The organism is Flavobacterium sp. GW823-FHT06G12 (genome assembly GCF_058794775.1).
The window spans coordinates 359,494-383,762 of sequence record NZ_JBXAHE010000006.1 but is presented as its reverse complement, the minus strand read 5'-3'; the positions used below and the strand labels follow the sequence as shown (position 1 = coordinate 383,762).

Sequence of the window (24,269 nt, the reverse complement as noted above, 5' to 3'; positions counted from 1 at the left end):
TAAATAATTACGAAAACGTTATCGTTATCTTTGCTGATCTATTAATTTTGTATGCATGCATTGTAAATTACACTTTTAAAAAGTATCTTTGGAAGCCTTTGCTTTAAAAAAAGAGGCTTCGAAAAAACACAAAAAACATAAAAAAACTATCAACTAAAGAAATCTGTTTTGAAATCTGGTTGAGAAAAACATTTAAAGTAAACTACTATGGATTTTAATCTTACCGAAGAACATTTAATGATTCAACAGGCAGCAAGAGATTTTGCTCAAAATGAATTATTGCCGGGAGTTATTGAACGAGACGAAAAACAAATTTTTCCAACTGAGCAAATCAAAAAAATGGGTGAGCTTGGATTTATGGGAATGATGGTTGATCCTAAATACGGAGGAAGCGGTCTTGACGCTATTTCTTATGTTATTGCAATGGAAGAAATTTCTAAAATAGATGCTTCTGCTTCTGTTGTAATGTCTGTAAACAATTCATTAGTTTGCTGGGGATTACAAGAATATGGTACCGAAGAACAAAAACAAAAATATTTGCCAGGTTTAGCTTCTGGAGAAATTCACGGAGCTTTCTGTTTAAGTGAGCCTGAAGCAGGAAGTGATGCAACTTCTCAAAAAACAACAGCGGTTGATATGGGAGATCACTATTTAGTGAACGGAACTAAAAACTGGATTACAAACGGAAATACAGCTTCTGTATATTTAGTAATTGCACAAACTCATCCAGAATTAAAGCACAAAGGAATCAATGCTTTGATTATGACGAAAGATATGCCAGGTTTCTCAGTTGGTCCGAAAGAACAAAAAATGGGAATTCGTGGTTCGGATACACATTCTTTAATGTTTTCTGATGTTAAAGTTCCAAAAGAAAACAGAATCGGAGAAGATGGTTTCGGATTTAAATTTGCTATGAAAACTCTTGCGGGAGGAAGAATCGGAATTGCATCTCAAGCATTAGGAATTGCTTCTGGAGCTTATGAAATGGCTTTGAAATATTCTAAAGAGCGTAAAGCTTTTGGAACTGAAATCTGCAATCATCAGGCAATTGCTTTTAAATTGGCAGATATGGCAGTGAATATTGAAGCAGCGCGTCATTTATGTATGAAAGCAGCTTGGGATAAAGACAATCATAAAAATTACGATGTGAGTGGTGCAATGGCAAAATTATTTGCTTCACAAGTTGCAATGGATACATCTGTTGAAGCTGTTCAAATTCACGGAGGAAATGGATACGTGAAAGAATACCATGTAGAGCGTTTAATGCGTGATGCTAAAATCACTCAGATCTACGAAGGAACTTCTGAAATTCAGAAAATTGTAATTTCTAGAGCAGTTATTGCAGGATAAATAGATTTCAAAATAAATTTTAAAACCCTTTCAGCTTTTAGTTTGAAAGGGTTTTTTTATGAATATTCTATTACTTTTCATAAGTTTATGCCTTAAAGTAAATTTTTGTTTCTTACTCAGTATTAAATCAAACCAAACATTATGAAAAAGCTATACTTTCTGCTTCCTCTTGTTTTTCTAGCATGCAAATCGGGAACTTCAACAACAAAAGAGAATGAGATAAAAGGAGTTTCAAAACCTATAGAAATCAGTTATAAAGTAAAGGAATCTGAAATTTCAGATTTCTTAAAATATCTTTCTTCTGATGAATTAGAAGGACGTGAGACTGGAACGAAAGGAATTGAAAAAGCGGCCGTTTTCTTGGAAGACTTTTTAAAGAAAAATAAAATTAAACCGTATTTTAAAACTTATCGTGATACTTTAACCAATTTCGAAAAGCCAGCGTTTAATATTGTTGGAGTTATTGAGGGAACAGATCCTGAACTAAAAAAAGAATTTGTTGTTTTGAGCGCGCATTACGATCATATTGGTTTAGAGACAAAAGATCAGGCTGATAAAATTAATAATGGTGCCAATGACGATGCTTCGGGAGTAACTTCTGTAGCTGCAATGGCAAAATATTTTAGCACAACTAAAGCTAACAAAAGAAGTATATTAATTGTATTTTTTGCGGGAGAAGAAAAAGGATTATTAGGATCTAAAAGTTTAGTAGAGAAATTAAAAAAGCAAAATTTCAATCTTTACACGCAATTAAATATCGAAATGATCGGTGTTCCAATGAAACGCGATTATCTAGCTTATATAACAGGTTTTGATAAATCGAATATGGCGCAAAAAATAAATGAATACACAGGAAAAAACACCATCGGATTTTTACCAAAAGAAGCAGAGTATAAGCTGTTTTATAGATCTGATAATTATTCGTTTTTTCAGGCTTTCGGAAAACCATGCCAATCTCTAAGTACTTTTGATTTTGAAAACTTTGATTATTATCATCATGTTTCAGATGAATTTAAATTAATGGATATTCCGCATATCACGGCATTCACACAAGAATTATTGCCTGCAGTAACCAAAATTGCTGTTTCGCCAACTCAAGAAATAACCATGAACAAATAAGAGGCTGTTTTACAGCATTTGATTATTTTTGCGATATGAAAAATATTATCGTTACAGGAACAAGCAGAGGAATTGGTTACGAATTAGCCTTAAAATTTGCTGAAGCTGGCCATCAGGTTTTGGCCATTTCTAGAAAAATACCACAAGCACTTATAGAACATCAAAACGTAACTTGTCTGTCTGTTGATTTGGCAGATGAAAATGCTTTAAGACAGGTTGAAAATTTTCTTTCTTCGACATGGAAAAAAGTAGATGCAGTAGTTCATAATGCGGGTGCTTTGCTTTTAAAACCTTTTGAGCAAACTACACAAGCAGATTTTGAAAGTATTTATAAAGTGAATGTTTTTGCTGTTGCGAATCTAACTCGTATTTGTATTCCGTATTTAGAAAAAGGAAGTCACGTAGTTACGATTAGTTCGATTGGTGGAGTTCGCGGAAGTTTGAAATTCGCAGGATTAGCTGCTTATAGTTCGAGCAAAGGTGCTGTAATTACTTTGACTGAATTACTAGCCGAAGAATATAAAGAAAAAGGAATTTCATTTAATGTTTTGGCTTTAGGTTCTGTTCAGACCGAAATGCTAAACGAAGCTTTTCCTGGATATCAAGCGCCGATTTCAGCAGAAGGAATGGCAACTTATATTTATGATTTTACATTAAACGGAAATAAGTATTTTAACGGAAAAGTTCTTGAAGTTTCTTCAACTAATCCATAATTAGTTATGAATTATGAGTTTTGAATTATGAGTGAGAGTGTTGTGAAAACTAAAAGTTTTGAGTTAGCTGTAAGAGGAGTTAACTTTTATAAATGGCTAGTTGCAGAAAGGAAAGAATTTGTAATGAGTAAACAGTTTTTGCGTTCGGTTACTTCAGTTGGTGCCAATGTTCGGGAAGCTGTGAATGCGCAAAAGCAAAGCTGATTTTATTCATAAATTATCAATTTCTCAGAAAGAATGTGATGAATCAATGTATTGGTTAGAAATATTGATTGAAACAAAGTATATTACTATTGCTGAATTTGAATCAATGCACAAGCAATGTGAAGAAGTGCTAAAAATCATAAAAAGTATAATTTTAACGACAAAGAAAAAACTCATAACTCAAAACTCATAATTCATAATTAAATTGAGCGATACTTTAGCTAAATATATTCCAGAACATGCGGTAAAACCCGTTTTTGATTTGATAGTGGCCAATCAGGTTCATTTGAAAATTGTAAACGAACGCCAAACGCGTCACGGAGATTATAGACGCGGACCAAGTGGAAAACATGAAATTACGGTTAATGCAAGTTTGAATAAATATCGGTTTTTAATTACGCTAATTCATGAAATTGCACATTTAGTTGCTTTTGAAAAATTTGGACGAAATATAAAACCGCATGGAAATGAGTGGAAATTTACATTTCAGCGATTGATGGTTCCGTTTATTCGGCCAGAAATATTTCCTGGGCAAATATTGCCTTTGTTGGCAAGACATTTCAAAAATCCTTCTGCAAGTAGTGACACCGATACCACTTTGTCTTTGGCTTTAAAACAATATGACAAGGATAATGATAAGAACTATGTTTTTGAAATTCCGTATGGAAGTGTTTTTAGGATCAAAAACGGAAAAGTTTTCAAGAAATTGGCCGTTCGTACCAAACGTTTTGAATGCATCGAAATAAGCTCAGGGAAAACATATCTTTTTAATCCGAATGCGGAAGTGGAACTAATCAATGTTCACTGAAAGAAATTCCAATAAAAAAATCCCAAATTCCAATTGTAGTAAACTTTGGAGTTTGGGATTTTTAATATTTTAAAAAGACTTTAGCTTTTCAAATAGGCTTCTCTTACTTTTTTGAAAAGGTTTGAAGAATAAACAAACTTTACGATGTCTTTGTTGTCAGTTCTAAAGATTTCCTCTTTAGTTCCTTGCCAAGCTTTAAGACCTTTCTTTAAGAAAACAATATTCTCACCAATCTCCATTACAGAGTTCATATCGTGAGTATTAATTACGGTTGTAATGTTGTATTCTTTTGTGATTTCCTGAATTAAGTTGTCAATCAAAGTCGAAGTATTTGGATCTAGACCAGAGTTAGGTTCGTCACAAAACAAATATTTCGGATTGTTTACAATAGCACGTGCAATAGCCACACGTTTTTGCATACCTCCAGAAATCTCAGAAGGTAATTTTTTGTGAGCGTCAACAAGATTTACTCTTTCTAAAACAAAGTCAACTCTTTCTTTAATTTGTGCTTTGCTATTATTGGTGAACATTTTTAGCGGGAAAGCTACATTTTCTTCAACTGTCATCGAGTCAAATAAGGCACTTCCCTGAAATACCATTCCGATTTCGGTTCTCAAGTCACGTTTTTCGTCTTTGTCCAAATCAGAATAAACTCTTCCGTCAAATTCAATTGTTCCTGAATCTGGCGTATGAATTCCTAATAATGTTTTTAATAGAACTGTTTTTCCAGATCCACTTTGTCCAATAATCAAGTTGGTTTTTCCTGTTTCAAATATTGTTGAAACGCCTTTTAAAACTTTACTATCGCCAAATGATTTTTCTATATTTTTTACTTCTATCATTATCCTAATAATAATTGAGTTAATATATAATTAAAAAGAATGATACAAACTGAAGTCCATACGAATGATGTTGTACTTGCCTTACCAACTTCTAATGCACCACCTTTCATATAATATCCGTGAAAAGATGGAATTGTTGCCAATAACATGGCAAAGATTAAAGTTTTAATAAAGGCATAAGTAATATGGAACGGTATGAAATCTTTTTGAGCTCCCATTATAAAATCGGCACCAGTTGAAAATCCTCCATAAGCACAAGCCATCCATCCGCCAAAAATTCCTAAAAACATACTAATCCCGATTACAAAAGGGTACATTAGTAAAGCGATTATTTTTGGAAAAACAAGATAGTTTACAGAGTTAACTCCCATAACCTCTAAAGCATCAATTTGTTCTGTAACGCGCATTGTTCCGATACTTGAAGTAATATACGATCCCATTTTTCCGGCCATAATTACCGAAATAAAAGTAGGAGCAAACTCCAAGATTACAGATTGGCGTGTAGCAAAACCTATTAAATATTTTGGGATTAGAGGGTTAGTTAAGTTTAACGCTGTTTGAATGGCAACAACTCCTCCAATGAAAAAAGAGATAAAGCAAACAATTCCAAGTGAATCAATAATAAGATCATCGATTTCTTTTAGAATTAGATTTTTCATAACAGGCCATTTAGTCTGTTTATTGAAAATTTCCTTCAGCATTAAAAAATATTTCCCGATTTGGGATAAATAACGGATTAGCATCATAATTTTTAAATATTGGCTAAATTAAGGATTAGTTTACAGTTTACCGTTTCGGCTTGGCAGTTTTTTAATTTTTTTAAGATTAAAAAAGCTTTTGTTTCATTTTTTGGAAACGATAATTTCTAATAAATTTAGCTTGTTCTGGTGTTACCAATAAAGGAGTTTTAGCTTTTTTCGCTTTCCAAAAACCTCTAATGTAGTCTAGAAATAGAAAAGGTTTTTTCTTCATCATTGCCAATTTTGCAGAAGCAATTGCAGTGATCCAAAAACCATATCCTAAAGTATAAAAAGCTTCGCCTTGTTTATAACGAGCTATTTTGTTATAATTTGCACCAGTTGGTTTTAAGTGTTTTACATGTAAAGATTCGTCTGTAACAATTTTCCAATCGTAATACTTGCAAAGCAATTCGTCGACAGTATCCCAACCCATTGCAGGACGTAAACCTCCAATCTGCTGAAAAGTTGCTGCGCGGTATGCTTTTAAAGCACCGCGAATATGGTCTTTATCGGTAAGGTTTTCCAAAATCCATTCGCCATTTTTATCTATGTAGCAGAATCCGCCAGCCATTCCAACCCTTGGATCTGATTCGAAATGTTTAATAATGGTTTCAAAATAATTAGGAGGAAAAATTAAATCGCCGTCAATTTTTACAATAATGTCGTAATTAGAATCTAAAGTTTCAAAACCTTTTTGAAAAGCTTGAATCACTTTACTCCCCGGCATATGAATCGCATCTGAAGTTTTATTTACAACAGAGATGTACGGATTCTCTTTTGCAAAACCCAATACAACTTCTTCTGTTTTATCAGTCGAATTGTCATTTACAACCACAACTTTTGAAGGCAAAACAGTTTGTGAAACCAATGATTGTAAAGTAAGACCAATAAGATCTTGTTCGTTGTGTGCGGGAATGACGATGTAATATTTCATAAAATTTTCAATTTAAATCCCAATTTTTATAAATTCCAAATTCCAATCGAAACGAGTTCAATTGGAATTTGAGATTTTTTATTAGAATTTGAAGTTAAGCTCTTTCAGCTACAACAATATAATATCTTGGAGTGAAGTATCTTAATAAAGGTCTTAAACCAAACTTTTTTACTGGATGTGTAAATTGTAATCGGTCGGTTATTTTCCAGCCTGTTTTTTCTAAAAGCCAATCTAATTGCCAATCTTCAAATTCATGGTAATGTCTGTCCCACATATCTGTTTTAGAACGATATGCTGGCGAAAACCATAAGCGTAACGGAATTGAAATTAGTAATTTATCACATTTTACATTTTGCAAAATGGTATATGGATTTAGTAAATGTTCGAAAATCTCAAATGCAGTAAAAACAGTATATTCTTCTGTTTGTAGCGCCGTATGATTGTTGTCTAAATCTTCGCCTTTTGTATTTTTTACAGTATATCCATTTTCTTCCATTATTTTAGAGAACGGATTTGGAACTCCAAAATCAAAAATAGTCTCTGATGTGCTAACGTGCTTTTGTAAAAACTCTAAGGAAAGTTTGAATCTTTTATTCGGAAACGTTTTTTCGTACATAGTTATTGCGAACGAACAATCTCTCGTTCTTGATTTTAATTAGGTCGCAAATATACTAAAAAAGTCCGCACCTTATAGTGCGGACTTTTTTAGTTTTCAGTCTCAATCAGAGTTTTCAGTCTATGAAACTGAAAACAGCGACTAGTATCGGTAAACAAAAGCATTAATGTTCATTCCTGCTCCAACCGAAGCAAAAATAAGAACGTCGCCTTTGTTGATTTCGTGATTTTCTATTTTTCCTTGTAGAATCAAATCATATAAAGTAGGAACAGTGGCAACACTACTGTTTCCTAAATCATGAATACTCATTGGCATAATATCTTTTGGAGGTGTTTTATCGTAAAGTTTGTAGAAACGTTCGATAATTGCTTCGTCCATTTTTTCGTTTGCTTGATGGATCAGGATTTTTTTGACTTCATCAATTGAAATACCGCTTTTATCTAAGCAACTTTTCATGGCGCATGGAACATTGCTTAAAGCAAATTCGTAGATTTTACGTCCGTACATTTTGATGTATTTAATGTCTGGATCTAAATCTGGATTATAAGATTTTCCGAAGAAAAGATAATTGGCTTCATCATTGGCGAAAGTGGCGCTCTCATAAGATAGTAATCCAGTTTCATCTGTTGATGCTTCTAAAATTGAAACTCCAGCTCCGTCAGAGTAAATCATAGAATCACGATCATGATCATCAACAACTCTAGATAGAGTCTCGGCTCCAATTACCATAACTCTTTTTGCCATTCCAGATTTGATAAAAGCGTTCGCTTGCAATACGCCTTCAATCCATCCAGGGCATCCAAAAAGAATATCGTAAGCTACACATTTAGGATTTTTGATTCCTAATTTGTTTTTCACTCGAGTTGCTAAACTTGGTAAAACATCTGTTTGATGCGTTCCTGTTTTTACGTCACCAAAATTATGGGCGAAAATAATATAGTCTAGAGTTTCGGCATCTATTCCTGCATTTGCAATTGCTTTTTGTGCAGCAAAAAAAGCTAAATCAGAAGCATTATATTGAGGTTCGGCATAACGACGGTTTTGGATTCCAGTGATGCCTTTAAATTTTTTAATTACAACTTCATTCGGATAACCAAAAGGAGTTCCATCCTCATTTAAAAAAACATGTTTATCAAAATCTGTGTTTTTTACTTCTAGATTAGGAATATAGCTCCCAATACCAATAATTTTTATTTTCATTTTTTCCCTTAATTATCCGATAAATTTATTGCTAATGTATAAATAATATTATGATAACTATCATAAAAAATAGTATGCATGCATATAATTATGAAAAAACGATTTTTAGGTTGATATATTGTTTTTTTTCTAATGATTTTTTAATATTTCCTAGATTTCAAACGATTGAAATAGTTTTTAGGACTGATTTTTTTTTCGGTGTAATGTTTATTTTATTGAAATAATTTCACAAAAGATTAGCAGAAAGTTATGTTTCTTTAAATCAGATTTCTTCTTTAGTCTTTTGTTTGAAGAAAGTTTAAAGTTTCAGGTTTAAAGTAGCAATCATAAACTGAAACTTAAAATCCAAAACAAAAAATAAACCCGACAGGTTTTTGAAATCTGTCGGGTTTGGATATTTATAAAAGCTAATTCTTAGCTTTCCATGTAAGCTTCAATAGGAGCACAGCTGCAAACTAAGTTTCTGTCACCATAAGCATCATCTACACGACGAACAGATGGCCAAAATTTATTATCTGCGATGTAATCTAATGGATAAGCTGCTGTTTCTCTTGAGTAAGGGAAATCCCAAGCATCAGAAGTTAACATTGCTAATGTATGAGGTGCATTTTTCAATACATTGTTTTTATCATCAGCAGTTGCAGCTTCAATCTCTTTTCTGATTGAAATAAGTGCATCACAGAAACGATCTAACTCAGCTAAATCTTCAGATTCTGTTGGCTCGATCATTAAAGTTCCAGCAACTGGGAAAGAAACCGTTGGAGCGTGGAAACCGTAATCCATTAAACGTTTTGCGATATCACCAACTTCGATTCCGTTTTCTTTAAATGCACGGCAATCTAAAATCATTTCGTGAGCCGCTCTTCCGCATTCTCCAGTATAAAGAATTGGGTAGTGACCTTCAAAACGAGATTTCATATAGTTGGCATTCAAGATTGCGTGTTCTGTAGCACTTTTTAATCCTTCAGCTCCCATCATTGTAATGTAGCCATAAGAAATTAAACATACTAAAGCAGATCCGTAAGGAGCAGATGAAATTGCGGTAATTGCTTGTTCACCACCTACTTTTAAGATTGGATTTGTTGGCAAGAACGGAACTAATTTTTCATTCACACAGATTGGTCCAACTCCAGGTCCACCGCCACCGTGAGGAATAGCGAATGTTTTGTGTAAGTTTAAGTGACAAACGTCAGCGCCAATTGTAGCAGGATTTGTTAATCCAACTTGCGCGTTCATGTTTGCACCATCCATATATACTAATCCGCCATTATCGTGGATTAATTTAGTGATTTCAATAATTGAAGATTCGAAAACTCCGTGAGTAGAAGGATACGTTACCATTAAACAAGATAAATCATCTTTGTGCTCAATCGCTTTTTCTCTTAAATCTTCTACGTCAATATTTCCTTCTGGAGTGGTTTTAGTAACGATAATTTTCATTCCCGCCATCGCAGCAGAAGCAGGATTTGTTCCGTGAGCCGATGATGGAATTAAACATACATTACGGTGACCTTCGTTTCTTGACATGTGGTAAGCACGAATAGCCATTAAACCAGCATATTCTCCTTGAGCTCCTGAGTTTGGCTGTAAAGTTGTTCCAGCAAAACCAGTAATTACATTTAATTGTTGCTCTAATTTTTTAAGCATTGTAATGTAACCTTCAGCTTGCTCAACTGGTGCAAACGGGTGAATGCTGTTCCAGTTTGGCATTGAAAGAGGCAACATTTCTGAAGCTGCATTTAATTTCATTGTACAAGAACCTAAAGAAATCATAGAATGATTTAATGATAAATCTTTACGTTCTAATTTTTTGATGTAACGCATCAATTGGCTTTCTGAATGATGATTGTTGAAAACATCATGAGTTAAGAAAGACGAAGTTCTTTCTAATGAAGCAGGTAATTGACTAGCTTCAGTTAATTCAGAAACCGTAACAATTTCTTTTCCTAAAGCTTCAGCGAAAATCGTAATGATTTGGTTGATGTCGGCAATAGAAGTTGTTTCATTTAATGAAATTGAAACTGAGTTAGCATCAGGATAGAAGAAGTTTACTTCGTTTTTCTCAGCAATAGCTTTTACTTTTTGAGCATCTGCTTTTACCAAAATAGTATCAAAATAAGCTGAGTTAATTTGAGAAACTCCAATTTTATTTAAAGCCTCAGCAGTAGTAACCGCCGATGCATGAACTTTATTTGCAATGTATTTTAAACCTTCTGGTCCGTGGTAAACCGCGTACATTCCAGCCATAACTGCCAATAAAACTTGAGCAGTACAAATATTTGAAGTCGCTTTTTCACGTTTAATGTGCTGCTCACGAGTTCCTAAAGCCATACGTAAAGCACGGTTTCCATTTGTATCAACAGAAACTCCAATAATACGACCCGGCATAGAACGTTTGTATTCGTCTTTAGTTGCAAAGTAAGCTGCGTGAGGACCTCCGTAACCCATTGGTACACCAAAACGTTGAGTAGTTCCAACCACAACTGCTGCACCCATTTCTCCTGGAGAAGTTAAAGCAGCTAATGATAAAATATCAGCAGCAAAGGCAACTTTAATTTCGTTTTCTTTTGCCTTAGCAACAAAAGCACTATAATCATTTACTTGACCGTATTTTCCTGGGTATTGTAAAATAGCTCCGAAAAATTCATTTGAAAAATCAAATGTTTCGTGGTTTCCAATAACCAATTCAATTCCAATTGGAGTTGAACGCGTTTGTAAAACAGATAAAGTTTGTGGTAGAATTTCTTCAGAAACGAAGAATTTATGAGTATTGTTTTTCTTTTGATCTCTTGTACGAACATCAAATAATAAAGCCATAGCTTCTGCAGCTGCAGTACCTTCATCTAATAAAGATGCATTTGCAATTTCCATTCCTGTTAATTCAATAACTGTAGTTTGAAAATTCAAAATAGCTTCCAAACGACCTTGAGCAATTTCTGCTTGGTAAGGCGTGTAAGCTGTATACCATCCTGGGTTTTCAAAGATGTTTCTCTGAATTGGAGCAGGAACAATAGTTGGGTGATAACCCAATCCAATATAAGATTTGAATACTTTGTTTTTTCTTCCTAATTCTTGAATGTGATTTGCAAATTCGTACTCGGTCATCGCAGGATCTAAATTCAAAGGTGCTTTTAAACGAATGTCATCTGGAAGGGTTTCATAAACAAGTCGCTCGATTGAGTCAACTCCAATAGTTTTCAGCATATGCTGAAGATCAGTTTCTCTTGGACCAATGTGTCTTAAAGCAAAAGCATCTGTTTTCATGTAGCTATCTAAGTTTTTTTAATTAATGTGCTCGTACACCATTTTATGGTACGAATCACATTTAAAAGTAAATGTGTTGTTTTTTTGTGGCGCAAAATTAAGTATTATTACTAATTTAATAGGTATTTTTAACTTCATTTTTTATCAAATTTATAATCAAATACTTGGTTTGTTAATAAAATATTAGATTTGGGGTATGATAGTATCAAAACGCATCTTAGATTTTTATCTAAATAGCAGTATTCATGTGGCTTTATCTTGTTACGCTCTTGTACGAATTACGTTTCATGTATTTCATATTCAATATGATGAGCCGATGGCACTTTTTGTTTTTTTTGGCACAATTGTAGGATATAATTTCGTAAAATATGATGCGCTAGTTCGCGTAAAGAAAAATCAAATAGGAACGCAGCTAAAAATTATAGCCGTTTTGAGTTTTATTTCGCTAATTTTGGTTGGATATTATTTTTTCCATTTAAAGCGAATTACCCAAATTGTCTCCGTTGGAATTTTTGCCATAACAGCACTTTATACATTACCATTTTTTCCAAACCGAAAAAATGCCAGGAATTGGGCTGGCGTAAAAATTTACATTGTAGCACTTTGTTGGGTTGGAGCAACTTTGGTTTTGCCCCTCATAAATGCCGAAATTCCATTTACAACAGATTTCTTTATCAAATGTATTCAGCGATTTATATTGGTTTTTGTGTTGATTTTGGTTTTTGAAATTCTGGATCTCGCAAATGATGACCCGCATCTTCAAACCGTTCCGCAGACAATTGGCGTTAAGAAAACCAAACTTTTAGGATTTCTTTTATTAATCCCATTTTGGTTTTTAGAAGTTTTTATTTCAACATTCAATTATCACGATGCGATTATAAATCTTATCATGGTCATTATGCTGATGTTGTTTATTGCATTTGCCAATCCAAATCGTTCCAAATATTATACTTCTTTTTGGGTAGAAAGTGTACCGATTTTTTGGTGGCTGATGATTCTTTATCTATAAAAATATTTAGGGCGTGCCCCCGATAATACAAGCGGGCAAAATTACTTTGCGCTTATTCGCCCGCCTGTATTATCGGGGTCGGGCTATCCGCGCTACTTCGGTAGCCAGCTCCTATACCTCACGCAAAACGTAAAACGAGGAAAATTCATTTTTAAAATATATTTAGAGAAATAACATATTAAGAACATTGCAAATAATTTTAACTATTGAAACCACGGGCAATGTTTAAAATCAGAATTTGAAAAATAAATTTTAATTTAATTGTTTTGAATTGCCTCCAGCTTTAGCTGGAGGTAAAAGAAGTCTTCAAACAGGGCTTTAGCCAAATGAGAAAGTTCAGCTAAAGCCAAGGCAATCTATCATAATTTATCCTCCAGCTAAAGCTGTAGGCAATTGAAATTAGCTTTTTTTATCTGCTCAATCTATTAAATCTGCGAGAGAAAATTATTTCGTTTTCTGTTCCGCCAAAGCTTTATTTAAATCAGCTTTCGCTTCATTTAGTTTTTTTCTTTTCTTATCGATTTTTTCTTTGCTTTCATTGTCTTTAATCGCTTCATTCAAATCAGCAGTTCTTTCGTTTACTTTTTGCTGTTTTTCTTTTACCTTTTTGTCAAGATCTTTGTTTACTGTTTTAGTAGTGCAGTTTTTCTTGGTTTGCGCAATAGCTTCTTCAACACCTTTTATCTGATTTTGATTTCCAGCTTTTTTTGCGGCAGTTAGTTTTGTGTTTAATTCACATAATTTTCTTTCGCATCCTTTCAAAGTGGTGCAATTACTTTGAGAAAATCCAACAAAAGAAATGGTAAAAAGAAGTATAGCTAATATCGTTTTTACTTTCATAAGTATATTTTTTATTTGTAATTAATTCGTTTTAAGAATAATACTTATAAAGTTAAATAATTTATCTAAACGTACTTCTCTGAAACCGCTTTTAAAATTTTATTTCTTTCTAAAAGAAAATTCGTCAAATGTTTTTTCAAAAACAAAACATCAAATAATTTTCCAAATATCCCAAACGGAGTTTTATATTGCAATTTATCTTTCATGATTGTAAAACCATTTTCTTCATCAAAAAAATGCTCATGTTTGAAAAATTTGAATTTACCTTTTTCCATTTCATCTACAAAATAATCATAAAAATTCATTGCGGTAATTCGGCTTTTGTGCGTGATATAAAATCCGAAATGTTTACCGCGCCAGGTTACAGTTTCATTTAAATTTATTAAACCAGATGTTATTCCAGCAATCGCTTTTTCTTTTGAAGGACTAGCAGATTGTTGGTGAATATCGATATTCCTTGAGAGATCAAAAACGATTTGTTTCGAAGCGTTTATTTTTGTTACGAGATTTATTGTTGTCATGATTTTAGTTTGTTTTTTACGCAATATTGTCATTTCGACGAAGGAGAAATCTCCATAAGTAGCTCCGTACAGAATGTCGCCAATCTTTGTAGAATTAGTCGCTAAGATTTCTCTCTCTTCGAAATGACAAAACTGTGTGAATTTGGGTTCTAAATTAAATCTCGAAAAGCCTCATCAATATCACCAAACTTAAATTGAAACCCATTTTCTAAAAGTCGTTTTGGAATCACATTCCTGCTTTTTAAAACCAATTCCGTTTCAGTTCGAATAAAGAAAGATCCAATTTCGAGAAAGAATTTGCTCAACGGAATTCCAAAAGGAAAACCAACAGCTTTTCGAAGTTTTTCCATAAAATCAACATTTCGAATTGGAGTAGGAGAAACAATATTGATCACACCAGTCATTTCTTTTTCAATAATAAAATCAACCGCATTGGCAAAATCTTCTTCGTGAATCCAACTTACAAACTGATTACCATTTCCTTGTTTTCCTCCAAAACCCATTTTTGCCAAAGTCTTTAATGGAATAAAAGCACCGCCATTTTTACCTAAAACAATTGAAGTTCGCAAAGCTGTTTTTAAAGTCTTTGGAGTTTCGGTTTTAAAGAATGCTTTTTCCCAAGAAAGCGCCACATTTATAGAAAAATCATTTCCGATTTCGCCGTCAATTTCATCCATTTGTTTATCTAGAGAAAAACGATAAATAGTTGCTGTTGAAGAATTCAACCAATGTTTTGGCGGATTTTTACAATTCAAAACCGCTTTGTTTAGAATTTTTGTGCTTTCAATTCTAGACCAAAGAATTTCTTTTTTATTCTTTTTCGTATAACGACAATCTACAGATTTTCCTGCGAGATTAATTAAGACTGAAGCATTTTCTAATTCCTTTTCCCAGCCAGTAAAAGTTCTGGCATTCCAGTTTACATATTTGATTCCACCAATTGTTTTAGATTTTCCTCGTGTGAGAATTACAATTTCTTCAAATTTATCTTTGAAATGATCAATTAAAACTTGTCCAAGAAAACCAGTTCCAGCTGCAATTATGAGTTTTTTCATTTGAGTTTTTTTTAGCCACGAGTCACACGAATTTTCACGAATTTAAAAAAGCATAAAGGCAATTTGAAAATTAATTCGTGAAAATTCGTGCGATTCGTGGCAAATAATTTTAAGCTTTAAAAACTAATCTTTCTTCTCTCTGAGCTTCTTTAGCTTTTCTTTTTCCTCTAAAAAAGAAATACAAATTAAAGAACAACATGATACCAAGATAAATAGAAAATCCTCTAATTTTATAACTCAGTCTTTCAATTAATTCCTGATAACTGTCATGGCTTAATTGCAATTCTAAAATCATTAATGCAAAACCAATATTTAAAAGATAGAATCCAGTTTCAAAAAGTTTGTTTGTAGCTTCAGCAATTTCTTCACGGCCTTTAAATATATCGAGCATAAAGATTTTTCCGTTTTTGAAAAGGGTTTTAGAAACATAATAAGTTAAAAATAAAGCGACTGGTAAATAAATTCCGTAACCAATTAAGATTTTTGTAGTTTCCATAATATTTGAATTTTAGTTGTTGTGAATTATTTTTTTAGCGTATTTGGTTATAATCAAAATGTTGAGGTAATGCAGAATTGAGATAATAAAAATTATGACAGCTGTTTTTATGCAGAGTATTTCGACCAATTGAGACGAAGAAATAATTTTTTGCCAGGAAATTAAAGTCATTGCACAATAGCCAATGTTTAAAAGATAATAGGCTAAAAGTAAAACCTGATTAATTTTTTGGCAGAGATCCGCATGATTTGGAATTAGTTCTAAAACAAAAATATTCCCATTTTTGTAGCAGATTTTTCCAACTTTTAGGATAATGAAAATGGTTATGCTGAGGTAAATAAAATACCCAATGATATTAAAATTCATGATTTCCCAATTTATGTGGTTAATACATCTCTTTCAGAACAGGAAGTATTTGCAATTTCCTTTTGTTCTTCACTGTAATTTTTGAACCTTGAGCTAAGAAAATAGAAGTTGGTTTTTGAGTTTGAAGAAATCCAAAATCACTTCCATAATTTTTTTCGAAATCAATATCAATTCTATGATTTACAACTTCAAATTGTTCCCATCTTGGATGTGTCACTTCATATTCAAAAGTGGTTTCTTCATCGATTTTGGTATATCCAAAGTAATGTTCTGTAATGAATTCAGCTTCAGAATCGATTTCGATTTTACTTAAATCTTTTTTGATTTCAATTTCAATTGTGTTCCATTCTTTGTCATTCTTCCATTGATAGATAAAAGTATTCGTGTTTTTATTTTCTATTATTTCATGTCTCATTTTCTGAGTTTCATAATGTTCTTGATACAAATTATTGGCGATAAAAGTGATGGCTTTTTTAGGAACAATTTCTTTAATGAAAACTACACCACGTTTCCATTCATCGTTTTCAAAACGTTTTACATAAAATCTCAGATTCACTTCTTCAAAATCGATATGAAACGGAACTTTCAATCCTAAAACTCTTGTGTTTTTAAACATAAATCCAACTAGACTGACATAACATTTGTTGTCCCAAATATCGATCTCAGTTCCTGTAGGAAGATATTTTTCTAAGATTTCAGCATCAATTTCATAATTGACAAGCGCTAAGTTTTTCCATTCTGCTTTTAAGAAGTTCATATCAATTGTTTTTAAAGTTTTAAACTTTCAGAAAAAAATGAAAGTTTGAATTAAATTTTTTTACTTCATCATTTTCATGACCAATTTTCCTAGCCAGTTATCATTGAATTCAGTCATTTTGTCTAACATATTATCTGCTTTCAAAACAAAATCGTATAATTTGGTAGTTTGATCTACAAAGTGTTTTTCTTCTGCTGAATCTTTTGCTTCAATAGTCGAAACTTCTTTTAAGATTTTCAGCGTTGGTTTAATTTCTCTTTTACTTCTTTCTCTGGAAATTTTAACCGCTAATTCGTCTAAATCTTTTTCAGCCGTAAAGAATTCTTTTCTTTCTCCAGCTTTAAATTCTTTATAGACAATTCCCCAATCCATTAAACTTCTTAAATTCATGCTTGCATTTCCGCGAGAAATTTGCAATTCTTCCATAATGTCTTCCATAGAAATAGGTTCGTTTGAAACCATCAATAAAGCGTGGATCTGTGCCATCGTTTTATTAATTCCCCATTGAGAACCTAATGCTCCCCAGGTTTGTACGAACTTATTTTTTGCTTCCTTGAATTCCATGAAACAAATGTATGTAAAAGTTTTTAAACTTTCAAAAATAATTGAAAGATATTTTAAAAAGAGGAATATTCTTAAAATCAGGTATTTATACTTATTTCTTTTTCTTACAATCTCCTTTACTTTGTTTACTGTAAGAAAAGCCTCTGTCTCATTTCTCATTTTAAGCCTACTATTCGAATCTGCACTTTTGATTTGATAAAATAAACCTAAGTACTTATCTGAAATGAATTCTGAGCTGTTTTTTTAACAAAAGTGTGGAGCAGAACCCACTATAAAAAACGAGGCGGATCCGAAAAGCCTTATGAGTAGGAAACCAAAAACAACAAATTATGTCAGAATTATTAGCAGGTGCTTATTTAGCAAAAGGCACAATCGGAAATGTAGGAACACCAGGTGCTCCAATTGCAGCATTTAGTTTAGTCGTTGTTCCATCGCAACATTCTGTTTCAGGGACAGTAGTAATTACACAAGCTGTTAAAGGAGCAGACAGCCACATTGTAGTTCAAGTAAAAGGAAAGATATTTTCTACTGGGTTTGGCGAATTTACGCAGGTAGTGAGTTTGCAAGGACAATACGTTCAATCTGTTCCGCCTCCAGGGATTGGTTCTTTCTTAGCAGAATTTAATGCTCATTTAGCAATTGATAATGCTTGGAATGGTAAAGGCGGTTTCGGATATTGGAATCACGCTGTTGAAAATGTGCCAGTTACAGCTGCAAAAGAATTAAAGTCTGAGTTGGTTTAAAAAAAAACAAAAAGTGAGTAACTCGGATGAATTAAATTTTCGTGTGTTATTTACAATTTGGATTCAGAGGAGCCGTCTGTAACAGGCGGCTCTTTTACATTCAATTCCCTAAAAAAAACTTAATCAAAAAAAACAAATGAAAAGAAAACAAGTTATAATCGGTTTAGTAGTTGTTGTTTTAATAGCAGCTATTACACTCTTTTTTCTAAATAAGGAAAAAATAATAAACAAATACGATTCATCTTCTGGATATGCTAATGCATCGGCACCTTCGGCACCATGCGAATGTGAGTCTAGCTGGTTTCCTCATGAGCAGACTCCAGCTCCAGCAGAAGGTGATGGAAGTCCGTTTGATAGCAAGACGACTACAAACTGTGATTTTCATCAATGGTCATGGCAAAAGTTTTTGTGGGTAACAAAACCTTTGCCTAGCGGAAATCCTTTCTTTTTAGATTCTTTAACTTTGGTGAGTCCTCAAATGGAAGATGTAGCACCACAGTTAGGTATAAAATTAGCGCTGAGTTCTATTAATCAGGCTGGTTCGCGTGGCGTTTTGCGATCTAATCCAAAATTTAACAATGCTGCAGATACCGTTTATTATTCAATTCACGTTAACAATCTGCTAAAAGACAAGGCTGTTACGACTGCTGCGTTGATCAACAGCGGAAAATTACCGGTTTCGAATTCAGAAACATTTCCTGTTGGGGCATTAGAATTAAAAGTTTCCTGGATTAACATAGATGCAATTGCAAAAGAGCAGCAAAAAAATTATTTTACAACAAAAGCTGCTGTTTTAAACAGTAAAGGGAAATATGTTGTAAGAACTGTGGCATTATTAGGTATGCACGTGGTGGGGATTGTAAAAAATCATCCTGAATTTATCTGGGCTACTTTTGAGCATAAAGATATGACGCCTGTCTACGATAAGAAAAATAATTCTGTAACAGCTGCGAATGAAATGTTGTTTTATGAAAAAGGAACAAGTACTGGTATAAATGGGATAAAATGGCAAAAAAGTACAGCCTCGCCGATCACTCCAAATAAGGCATTTATTCTTTATGAGTATGGTATTCCAAAAGATTTAGGCACGGGTTCATTTATGGCAACAAGTCAGACAGAACCAGTTAACTTTAATAATATAGATAATATTAATAAGTGCGTCGCTTCTAATCTGAAAGATGTTTTTAATAATTATTTTTATAATGGTTCTATTTGGTTAGATTTTGATGGATTTTCTTCTCAAGATCAAATCAAAGCAATTGTCACTAGAGATATTTCAAGTGCACTTCCAGATTCATTAGCAAGAGGTTCGGTTAATTTGGCAAATATTACAATGGAAACCTATACGCAGACTTTCCAAAATGATATACACCAAATTAATAATACAAATTTAATTAGTTGTTTTTATTGCCATCAATCTGAAAACTTTGACGACAAAAGACCAGGTAAATCTCCATTATTCTTAAGTCATTTATTTGGAGATTATTTACTATTTACCAAACCTACAGTTGCACTTACTGGTAAAAATGCCGCTAATTCTGCTAGCTCAAGAGCAAAACGTATAGAAGAAATAGAGGCTTTGAAAGTTAAACAGTTAGAGAAATTTATTAAAGAGAAAAAGTAAAAAAATAATTTTCATATTAGAAACTAAATAATACTATTTCGATTTTATAAAGCCAAAGTAGATTTAATTTTACTTTGGCTTTTATTTATAGTAATGGTTCGGAGTTATTTAACGAATAATAAAGTTATGTTAATTCAACGCACGAAATTTTTGATTAAATAATGGTACAGCTATTTTTGTAAAAATCACAATTTATGGAATTATACTACACATTTTCGGTGCTAATTGTATTGGCATCTTTTTTCGCCTATTTGAATTTAAGATTTTTAAAACTTCCAGGAACCATCGGAATCATGATTATTGCCATGTTGGTTTCGGTTGGAATTCGCCTTTTAGGAGATTCTTATTTTCCTGCAACTACTAAACATTTTTTCGATCTGATAAAAGAATTCGACTTCAACGAAATCCTAATGGGAGCCATGTTGAATTTTCTTTTATTTGCTGGAGCATTGCACGTAAATATGGCTGATCTGAAAGAACAAAAAGTGCCTATTATGATTTATTCTACGGTAAGTGTTGTTTTATCGGCTTTGATAATTTCGATGCTTCTTTTTTATATTGCGCCACTTTTAGGAATAAAAATACCTTATATATTTTGTTTAGTTTTTGGAACTCTAATTTCTCCAACTGATCCAATTGTGGTCTTAGGAGTTTTAAAAGAGGCAAAAGTTCCAAAAAGAATAGAAACTAAAATTGTTGGTGAGTCATTGTTTAATGATGGAGTAGCAGTAGTAATGTTTGCTGTTGTTCTAAAAATGGCAACCGATCCAACATTTGATGCAACTTTTAGCTCGATCTCTTTGTTATTTATAGAGGAAGGAATCGGCGGACTTTTATTAGGAGCTGTCTTCGGATTTACAGCTTCAAGAGTCATGAAAAAAATTGACGATTATAAAGTTTCGGTCTTAATCACGCTCTCTATAGTAACGGGCGGATTTTTAGTTGCCCAAGCATTACACGTTTCTAGTCCGCTAGCGATGGTTGTTGCCGGATTGATTATTGGAAATTATGGTAAAAAAGTGGCTATGAGCGAAGTCACTAAAGACTACTTAGGAAAGTTTTGGGAGCTAATAGATGAAATCTTAAATGCTGTTTTGTTCCTTTTTATCGGATTTGAATTACTATTGCTTCCAGATTTGAATAAACAACTATTAACAGGTTTTGTAGCTATTTTTATTGTACTGTTTTCAAGATTAACTTCGATTGTTTTACCTTGGAAATTCTTCGATATCTTTAAGTTCTTCGGAATTAAATCGGCTTACAATAAAGGTTCGTTGATGGTTTTGGTTTGGGGAGGAATTCGTGGAGGAGTTTCTATTGCGTTAGTTCTTTCAATGCCAGAAAGCGAATATAAAAACTTGTTGCTTGAGGTAACTTATATTGTTGTTTTATTCTCAATTGTAGTTCAAGGATTAACTGTTGGAAAGTTGGCAAAAAGAGTTTTAGAAAAAGAGTAAAGATTTTATAGAAATAAGATTAAAGAAGCAAGATTTTTTTCTTTATCTAAGCATTATAAAAAAGAAAACCCTGTAAGTTTTTTTTACAGGGTTTTGCTTTTTATCGCTTATCTTCTTTAGAGTAATTTGATTCTCCATTAATATTAATTTCTCCGCCTAAAAAACGGGGTTCGCGATTTCTTAAAACATCAAAAAAGGATTTACAAATAGAAAGAGACTCTCTAAAACGAACATAATTATATCCAAGATATTCTCCATTATTAGCAGAATATCCAGAAGATTTAATGCCTAGTTTTTGTCCAATATAAATGGCGCGATTTAAATGGTATTCCTGTGAAATTAAAGTTGCTTTTTTAATCTTAAAAATATGTTTGGCGCGATACATGGTTGAATACGTATCAAATCCCGCGTAATCAATAAAGATTTTTGTGGTGTCAACGCCATGATTGTAACAGTAATTTTTCATTACCGTCAATTCATCATACTCATCACGGCCATTATCTCCAGAAAGTAGAATTTTATTGATACGTTTTGCTTTCCAAAGCATAATTCCGGCATCAAGTCGGTCCTTTAAATACTTGCTTGGTTGATTCCCATTAATTCCAGCGCCAAAGATAATTCCGACATCGTTTTTCGGAAACTTTTTTACTGAATAATAGATATGGTTTTTGGTCGAAGATTTCACATAATAATTAATAGAAACAATCGCGACCAATCCTATAATGGCAAGATAAAGGGCTATTTTAAAATATTTTTTCAAAATGTATTTTGTAAGATTAAGATTTAAAAAGGCTAAGATAGTTAAAGTAAAACCAAATAAAAAACCGAAGTATTTCTACTTCGGTTTTAAAATTTAATTCTCTAGGAAACTTAGCAACTTAGTCCCGATAGCTATCGGGATAGTATCTTAGAAACTCTATAATAATCCCGCTCTTTTCAATAAAGCTTCTGGTTTCGGTTCTTGACCTCTAAAGCGTTTGTATAAAACCATTGGGTGTTCTGTTCCTCCTTTAGAAAGAACGTTGTCTTTAAATTTCTTTGCTATTTCTTCGTTGAAAATTCCATTTTCATGGAAATATTGAAAAGCATCGGCATCCAAAACTTCCGCCCATTTGTAGCTGTAATATCCAGAAGAATATCCACCTTGGAAAATATGAGAAAACGCTGTACTCATTGCATTTTCTTTTACATCCGGATACAATTGTGTGTTAGCAAATTGTTCCGTTTCGAAAGCTTTAAGATCTGTAATATTAGTTGGATCTTGTCCGTGCCAAGCCATGTCTAGAAGTCCAAAACTTAATTGACGCAACGTTGCTAAACCTTCTTGGAAACTTGCACTTTCTTTAATTTTCTGAACATACTCAATCGGAATGATTTCTCCCGTTTCATAATGATTTGCAAACAAAGCCAAAGCTTCTGGCTCATAACACCAGTTCTCCATAATCTGACTTGGTAATTCTACGAAATCCCAATAAACAGAAGTTCCAGATAAACTTGGATAAACTGTGTCGGCCAACATTCCGTGTAATCCGTGTCCGAATTCGTGGAATAAAGTTGTTACTTCATTAAAAGTCAATAACGAAGGTTTTGTTTCTGTTGGTTTTGTAAAATTGCAAACGTTAGAAATATGTGGTCTTTCGTTTACGCCGTCTTTTACATATTGTGATTTGAATGAAGTCATCCAAGCACCATTTCTTTTTCCTTTTCTTGGGAAGAAATCAGCGTAGAAAATAGAAACCAAATTTCCGTTAACATCTGTTACTTCATAAGTAGTAACTTCTTCGTGATATTTATCAATGTCAAAAACCTCTGTAAAAGTTAATCCGTATAATTTTTTGGCAACTGTAAAAGCGCCGTCTAAAACTTTTTCTAATTGGAAATATGGTTTCAGTTTTTCATCATCTAAATTAAAAAGCTGTTGTTTTAATTTTTCAGAATAATAAGCACCATCCCATTTTTCTAATTGCTCAATTCCATCTAGTTCTTTCGCGAAAGCAGCCAATTCAGCAAACTCTTTTTGAGCAGCTGGTTTTGCTTTTGCCAATAAATCATTTAAGAAAGAGAAAACTTTCTCTGGACTTTCGGCCATTCTTTCTTCCAAAACAAAATGTGCGTGCGTTTTGTAACCTAATAAATTAGCTCTTTCATGACGAAGCTTGGCAATTTTTAGAACATTTTCTTGATTGTCAAATTCGTTGTTTTGAAAACCTTTTGCGCCAAAAGCAATTGCCATTTTTTTACGCAATTCGCGATTATCAGCATAAGTCAAAAACGGAATATAACTTGGATGATCTAAAGTGAAAATCCAGCCTTCTTTTTCCTGATTTTTTGCTAATAATCTAGCAGCTTCAATTGTTCCTTCTGGTAAGCCAGATAAATCTTTTTCATCAGTTAAATGCAACTCGAAGTTGTTGGTTTCTGCCAAAACATTTTCGCCAAACTGTAAACTCAATTTTGATAATTCTTTGTCGATTTCTCTTAATTGGTTTTTCTTGTCTTCTGGCAGGTTGGCTCCGTTTCTCGAAAAGCTTTTGTATTTTTTATCTAATAAAGTAGTTTGTTCGGGATTCAGATTTAAACTTTCTTTTTGATCATAAACGGCTTTTACTCTCGCAAATAAATCTGCATTCAAACGAATGTCATTTCCAAATTCTGAAAGTAAAGGCGAAACTTCCTGCGCAATTTTCTGCATTTCGTCATTCGTTTCAGCCGAATTCAAATTGAAGAAAACGCTAGAAAGACGATCTAAAACATCACCAGAAAAATCCATTGCCACAATGGTATTTTCAAAAGTCGGTGCGTCTGGATTGTTTACGATTGCATCAATTTCGGCTTTAGCCAAAGCAATTCCTTCATTGAAAGCAGGAAAATAATCTTCGATTTTAATTTGCGAAAAAGGTGCGGTGTTATGTTTGGTATTGAAATATTGGGTTAAGATACTCATATTGCAGTTTTTTATCCTGCAAGGTTTTCAAAACCTTGTAGGTGTTTTAGAAGTATTTTATTTTGATTATGATTATGATAATCAGACCTACAAGGTTTTGAAA

General features: G+C 32.9%; 25 protein-coding genes. 10 read left to right on the top strand and 15 right to left on the bottom strand.

Going from position 1 to position 24,269, the window contains the following annotated elements:
- Window positions 1-207 precede the first annotated feature (207 nt).
- The 6 genes from AC1Q5Z_RS22325 (at window position 208) to AC1Q5Z_RS22300 (ending at window position 4,194) form a co-directional block, all read left to right on the top strand.
- On the top strand, window positions 208-1,350 hold the full coding sequence (locus AC1Q5Z_RS22325; protein ID WP_198857829.1) for an acyl-CoA dehydrogenase: 1,143 nt from the start codon (window positions 208-210) through the stop codon (window positions 1,348-1,350).
- Between the two features lie 141 nt (window positions 1,351-1,491).
- Entirely contained in the window at window positions 1,492-2,469 is a 978-nt protein-coding gene (locus AC1Q5Z_RS22320; RefSeq protein WP_198857828.1) for a M28 family peptidase, read from the top strand.
- Window positions 2,470-2,504: 35 nt separating this feature from the next.
- Window positions 2,505-3,182 carry an SDR family NAD(P)-dependent oxidoreductase gene (locus AC1Q5Z_RS22315; protein WP_492446880.1) on the top strand — a complete coding sequence of 226 codons (678 nt, stop codon included), beginning with the start codon at window positions 2,505-2,507 and terminating at the stop codon, window positions 3,180-3,182.
- 27 nt (window positions 3,183-3,209) lie between these two features.
- Window positions 3,210-3,386 carry a four helix bundle protein gene (locus AC1Q5Z_RS22310; protein WP_492446878.1) on the top strand — a complete coding sequence of 59 codons (177 nt, stop codon included), beginning with the start codon at window positions 3,210-3,212 and terminating at the stop codon, window positions 3,384-3,386.
- The gene (locus tag AC1Q5Z_RS22305; protein ID WP_492446876.1) at window positions 3,367-3,579 is read left to right on the top strand and encodes a four helix bundle protein; all 213 of its coding nucleotides are present in this window, start codon (window positions 3,367-3,369) and stop codon (window positions 3,577-3,579) included. Before AC1Q5Z_RS22310 ends, AC1Q5Z_RS22305 begins: the two co-directional genes overlap by 20 nt.
- Before the next feature lie 12 nt (window positions 3,580-3,591).
- The gene (locus AC1Q5Z_RS22300) at window positions 3,592-4,194 is read left to right on the top strand and encodes a SprT-like domain-containing protein (RefSeq protein WP_492446875.1); all 603 of its coding nucleotides are present in this window, start codon (window positions 3,592-3,594) and stop codon (window positions 4,192-4,194) included.
- Between the two features lie 80 nt (window positions 4,195-4,274).
- On the opposite strand, the gene AC1Q5Z_RS22295 is transcribed toward AC1Q5Z_RS22300, so the two are convergent.
- The 6 genes from AC1Q5Z_RS22295 to gcvP all read right to left on the bottom strand — a co-directional run bounded on the left by AC1Q5Z_RS22295 (window position 4,275) and on the right by gcvP (window position 11,790).
- On the bottom strand, window positions 4,275-5,036 hold the full coding sequence (locus AC1Q5Z_RS22295) for an ABC transporter ATP-binding protein (RefSeq protein ID WP_492446874.1): 762 nt from the start codon (window positions 5,034-5,036) through the stop codon (window positions 4,275-4,277).
- Window positions 5,036-5,782 carry an MlaE family ABC transporter permease gene (locus tag AC1Q5Z_RS22290; protein ID WP_198857822.1) on the bottom strand — a complete coding sequence of 249 codons (747 nt, stop codon included), beginning with the start codon at window positions 5,780-5,782 and terminating at the stop codon, window positions 5,036-5,038. Before AC1Q5Z_RS22290 ends, AC1Q5Z_RS22295 begins: the two co-directional genes overlap by 1 nt.
- Window positions 5,783-5,861: 79 nt before the next feature.
- The gene (locus AC1Q5Z_RS22285; protein ID WP_492446872.1) at window positions 5,862-6,710 is read right to left on the bottom strand and encodes a glycosyltransferase family 2 protein; all 849 of its coding nucleotides are present in this window, start codon (window positions 6,708-6,710) and stop codon (window positions 5,862-5,864) included.
- A gap of 94 nt (window positions 6,711-6,804) precedes the next feature.
- Entirely contained in the window at window positions 6,805-7,326 is a 522-nt protein-coding gene (locus tag AC1Q5Z_RS22280; protein WP_492446870.1) for a methyltransferase, read from the bottom strand.
- A gap of 141 nt (window positions 7,327-7,467) precedes the next feature.
- Complete coding sequence (locus AC1Q5Z_RS22275) at window positions 7,468-8,526, bottom strand: 3-oxoacyl-ACP synthase III family protein (protein WP_198857819.1); 1,059 nt, start codon at window positions 8,524-8,526, stop codon at window positions 7,468-7,470.
- 414 nt (window positions 8,527-8,940) lie between these two features.
- The gene (gene gcvP, locus AC1Q5Z_RS22270; protein WP_492446868.1) at window positions 8,941-11,790 is read right to left on the bottom strand and encodes an aminomethyl-transferring glycine dehydrogenase; all 2,850 of its coding nucleotides are present in this window, start codon (window positions 11,788-11,790) and stop codon (window positions 8,941-8,943) included.
- A 196-nt stretch (window positions 11,791-11,986) separates the two neighbouring features.
- Here gcvP and AC1Q5Z_RS22265 point away from each other — a divergent pair, with 196 nt between their 5' ends.
- The gene (locus AC1Q5Z_RS22265; RefSeq protein WP_345158194.1) at window positions 11,987-12,799 is read left to right on the top strand and encodes a UbiA prenyltransferase family protein; all 813 of its coding nucleotides are present in this window, start codon (window positions 11,987-11,989) and stop codon (window positions 12,797-12,799) included.
- Window positions 12,800-13,243: 444 nt separating this feature from the next.
- Here AC1Q5Z_RS22265 and AC1Q5Z_RS22260 read toward each other — a convergent pair whose 3' ends face one another.
- The 7 genes from AC1Q5Z_RS22260 to AC1Q5Z_RS22230 all read right to left on the bottom strand — a co-directional run bounded on the left by AC1Q5Z_RS22260 (window position 13,244) and on the right by AC1Q5Z_RS22230 (window position 17,398).
- Window positions 13,244-13,639, bottom strand: coding sequence for a DUF1090 family protein (locus AC1Q5Z_RS22260; protein ID WP_492446866.1), 396 nt, complete (start codon window positions 13,637-13,639; stop codon window positions 13,244-13,246).
- A gap of 65 nt (window positions 13,640-13,704) precedes the next feature.
- Entirely contained in the window at window positions 13,705-14,160 is a 456-nt protein-coding gene (locus tag AC1Q5Z_RS22255; protein ID WP_492446865.1) for an SRPBCC family protein, read from the bottom strand.
- A 149-nt stretch (window positions 14,161-14,309) separates the two neighbouring features.
- The gene (locus tag AC1Q5Z_RS22250; protein ID WP_492446863.1) at window positions 14,310-15,215 is read right to left on the bottom strand and encodes a TIGR01777 family oxidoreductase; all 906 of its coding nucleotides are present in this window, start codon (window positions 15,213-15,215) and stop codon (window positions 14,310-14,312) included.
- Window positions 15,216-15,324: 109 nt separating this feature from the next.
- Window positions 15,325-15,711: a hypothetical protein gene (locus AC1Q5Z_RS22245; RefSeq protein ID WP_492446861.1), complete on the bottom strand. Its 387-nt coding sequence runs from the start codon at window positions 15,709-15,711 to the stop codon at window positions 15,325-15,327.
- A 12-nt stretch (window positions 15,712-15,723) separates the two neighbouring features.
- Complete coding sequence (locus AC1Q5Z_RS22240) at window positions 15,724-16,077, bottom strand: hypothetical protein (protein ID WP_198857814.1); 354 nt, start codon at window positions 16,075-16,077, stop codon at window positions 15,724-15,726.
- Window positions 16,078-16,096: 19 nt separating this feature from the next.
- Window positions 16,097-16,834 carry a YqjF family protein gene (locus AC1Q5Z_RS22235; protein ID WP_492446860.1) on the bottom strand — a complete coding sequence of 246 codons (738 nt, stop codon included), beginning with the start codon at window positions 16,832-16,834 and terminating at the stop codon, window positions 16,097-16,099.
- Window positions 16,835-16,894: 60 nt separating this feature from the next.
- Window positions 16,895-17,398 carry a GbsR/MarR family transcriptional regulator gene (locus tag AC1Q5Z_RS22230; RefSeq protein ID WP_177211992.1) on the bottom strand — a complete coding sequence of 168 codons (504 nt, stop codon included), beginning with the start codon at window positions 17,396-17,398 and terminating at the stop codon, window positions 16,895-16,897.
- Window positions 17,399-17,727: 329 nt separating this feature from the next.
- Between AC1Q5Z_RS22230 and AC1Q5Z_RS22225 the strand changes: the two genes are divergently transcribed.
- The 3 genes from AC1Q5Z_RS22225 (at window position 17,728) to AC1Q5Z_RS22215 (ending at window position 21,222) form a co-directional block, all read left to right on the top strand.
- Window positions 17,728-18,141, top strand: coding sequence for a DUF1842 domain-containing protein (locus AC1Q5Z_RS22225; RefSeq protein WP_492446859.1), 414 nt, complete (start codon window positions 17,728-17,730; stop codon window positions 18,139-18,141).
- 136 nt (window positions 18,142-18,277) lie between these two features.
- Window positions 18,278-19,765 (top strand): hypothetical protein, encoded by a 1,488-nt coding sequence (locus AC1Q5Z_RS22220; protein ID WP_492446857.1) that lies wholly within the window; start codon window positions 18,278-18,280, stop codon window positions 19,763-19,765.
- 194 nt (window positions 19,766-19,959) lie between these two features.
- The gene (locus AC1Q5Z_RS22215; protein WP_198857810.1) at window positions 19,960-21,222 is read left to right on the top strand and encodes a cation:proton antiporter; all 1,263 of its coding nucleotides are present in this window, start codon (window positions 19,960-19,962) and stop codon (window positions 21,220-21,222) included.
- 100 nt (window positions 21,223-21,322) lie between these two features.
- Here AC1Q5Z_RS22215 and AC1Q5Z_RS22210 read toward each other — a convergent pair whose 3' ends face one another.
- Together AC1Q5Z_RS22210 and AC1Q5Z_RS22205 are read right to left on the bottom strand one after the other, a co-directional pair.
- The gene (locus AC1Q5Z_RS22210; protein ID WP_492446855.1) at window positions 21,323-21,982 is read right to left on the bottom strand and encodes a SanA/YdcF family protein; all 660 of its coding nucleotides are present in this window, start codon (window positions 21,980-21,982) and stop codon (window positions 21,323-21,325) included.
- Window positions 21,983-22,138: 156 nt separating this feature from the next.
- Window positions 22,139-24,166: a M3 family metallopeptidase gene (locus AC1Q5Z_RS22205; RefSeq protein WP_492446853.1), complete on the bottom strand. Its 2,028-nt coding sequence runs from the start codon at window positions 24,164-24,166 to the stop codon at window positions 22,139-22,141.
- Between the last annotated feature and the right edge of the window lie 103 nt (window positions 24,167-24,269).